This is a genomic window from Streptomyces katrae, assembly GCF_000966975.1.
GTDB classification, from domain to species: Bacteria; Actinomycetota; Actinomycetes; order Streptomycetales; family Streptomycetaceae; genus Streptomyces; species Streptomyces katrae.
The window spans coordinates 1-1508 of record NZ_JZWV01000676.1; the positions used below are offsets into that span (position 1 = coordinate 1).

The 1508-nt window shown below is 72.0% G+C and carries 1 protein-coding gene and 1 pseudogene; both read left to right on the plus strand.

Features of this window, described 5'->3' with window-relative positions; translation table 11 throughout:
* Nucleotides 1-212 (plus strand): annotated as a pseudogene (locus VR44_RS45235) (hypothetical protein); the annotation flags it as partial.
* 267 nt (nt 213-479) lie between these two features.
* Nucleotides 480-1391: a helix-turn-helix domain-containing protein gene (locus tag VR44_RS23735; protein ID WP_045949609.1), complete on the plus strand. Its 912-nt coding sequence runs from the start codon at nt 480-482 to the stop codon at nt 1389-1391.
* Nucleotides 1392-1508 lie beyond the last annotated feature (117 nt).

The following is a 1508-nucleotide window of genomic DNA, read 5'->3' on the forward strand; positions in this document are numbered from 1 at the left end:
CCCCCCTGTCCGTCCCCCTCCCCGCCCCGGACCGCCGCCCGGACGCCCCCGACACCGCGGAGCGCCGGCGCCGGCGCCTCGACCTGCACGCGTCCCTGACCGTCGCGGGCATCGCGCCGCGCGCCGGCGACCTGCACGCCATCGAGGTGCTCTCCCTCGTCGACGACACCACCTTCGCGGCCCTCCTGCGATGGATCACCGGCACCCCCTGACCGGGCTCCGACCGGCCCCCGGGTCCCCGTCGTCCGTCCGTGCGGTCCATCGCAGGCAGTACGGCACGAAAATATGCCCGCCCATGGCCTGACCAGCCACGACGGGCCGCAAGCGTACGTCCGCGCAACTCCGCGTTGGGCCGAACAGGTGGTGCTCGCCCCGCGGGTGCACGCCCCGTTCGGCCGCGTATGCACAATGCGTTCTGTCGATGTCGACCGTGGGGGTGAGTAGCCTGCGCGTGTTCTTGAGCTGGAGGTAGACCGCCCATGGCGGCGAACGGACAACCGACGGTCAGGAGGCGCCGTCTGGGTGCCGAGCTCCGGCAGCTCCGGAAGGCCGCGGGCATGACGTCGACGGAGGCCGCACGCCACCTGCTGGTTTCCCAGTCCAAGATCAGCCTCATCGAGACCGGCCGCCGCCCCATCAACCCGCGGGACGTGCGCGACCTCTGCCGCCTCTACGGGGTCACCGACCAGGACGTCGTCGAGGCGCTGATGCGGGCGGCGAAGGAATCGGGCCAGCAGGGCTGGTGGGTCTCCTGCGGCGACGTCCCCTACGGCGTCTACATCGGACTGGAGACGGGTGCCTCCTCCATCCACACCTACGAGCCGCTGGTGCTCCCCGGCCTGCTGCAGACCCGGGCCTACGCGGCCGCGCTCATCGCCGGAACGGCCCCCCTCATCACGGACGAGCAGGCCGCCGTCAGCCTGGAGGTCCGGCTGCGGCGCCAGCACCGGGCGCATCACCCCGCCCGCCCCTTCCGCTTATGGGCGATCCTGGACGAATCCGCACTGCACCGCGTGGTCGGAGACCGCGAGACCATGCGCGAACAGCTGGAGTACCTGAACACCCTCGGCGCCCAGCCGCACATCACCGTGCAGGTCCTGCCGCACACCGCCGGAGCCCACGCGGGGCTCCTGGGACAGTTCTCCATCCTCGGGTTCCCCGACTCCGACGCGGGAGTCGTCTACCTGGAACGCTTCACCAGTGACCTCTACCTGGAGAAGTACGTCGACCGGTACCCGTACCACGTCATGTACGACCACCTTCAGGCACAGGCGCTCAACCCCGAGGACACCCGGCACTTCATCAACGACCTCATCAAGGCGTTGCAGGCCGCCCCGGGCCGTCCTCCGGGCCGTCCTCCGGGCCGCTCCGCCGTCGGCCTCGCCGTGTGAGGCGGTACGCGAGAGGGCCCCGTCCGGTGCTTCGGACGGGGCCCTCGAGGTCGTGCGGGCGGCGGGGCCCGTCAGCCGCCGCACTGGCAGGGGGCGCCGGACTGGCAGCCGCAGCCG